This window comes from Rhizobium sp. P1_E6, from assembly GCF_056405875.1.
Genome location: NZ_JBFUBG010000332.1, coordinates 1 through 780 on the forward strand (window position 1 = coordinate 1; position 780 = coordinate 780).

Annotated in this window: 1 pseudogene; it reads right to left on the reverse strand. The window is 53.4% G+C overall.

What is annotated here, in order from left to right:
* Nucleotides 1-270: pseudogene (locus AC1D35_RS36575) on the reverse strand (HlyD family secretion protein); the annotation flags it as partial.
* Nucleotides 271-780: the final 510 nt, after the last annotated feature.

Here is a 780-nt window from a genome sequence, read left to right on the forward strand (position 1 = left end):
TACGCGAGTACTTATCGCAGACACGTCGGCAATTATAGCGGCGTCATCTGTTGATTGAACGGCCCGGTTCGCGACCCAAGAGTCCCAGTTTGCYCCGGCAGCAACAATTGCAGTCAGTGCGATGAGGATCGCAGTGCCAGGTACGATCAACGATCTGATCGGCGAATGAACAGGAGCCACGGTATTTTCCGGGGCGCCGGAGATTAACGCTGTCACATTGCCGGACCGTGCGAGTTGCGTACCCGGGTGGTTTTCATTCAAGACGGCCATGTTCTTCACCGTTGCTCTCAATCTTAAAAAAACAGTAGGTGCACTTTATATGGACGATACGTATCGTTTCGTCAAGTTTGGTAAAAAGTGGATCGGAAATTTTTGGCGACGACGCGAGCGTTTGTGGCTCGGGCGTCATTCCCGTCAGACCAGCCGTCGATAAGATGGCAAAGAGAAATCGGGAGCCCACAGGCGCAAATTTCACGTCAAAGCATAGGAAGAAGCTGGCAGAGCGCCAGTAAGGCAGGACTTTTCAAGGCCCCAAATCTACAAGTCTCCATGCCATCAGGCCCCGCAACCAATCTTCTATATCGAGCTAACAAACAAAAAGCCCGCATGGTCAAAACCTGCGGGCCTTTCGACGTTCTCGCGCAGGGCAAAACAAGCCCCACCGACAAGGCGCAAGCCGACGAAGCGGGACAGATGCTCGCTACCGACGTAAGGAGCGGGCAAAAAGATCGATCTGCCGTAAAAACCGGCGACCAAACTAAAAGCCTAACCGAGCAGGCC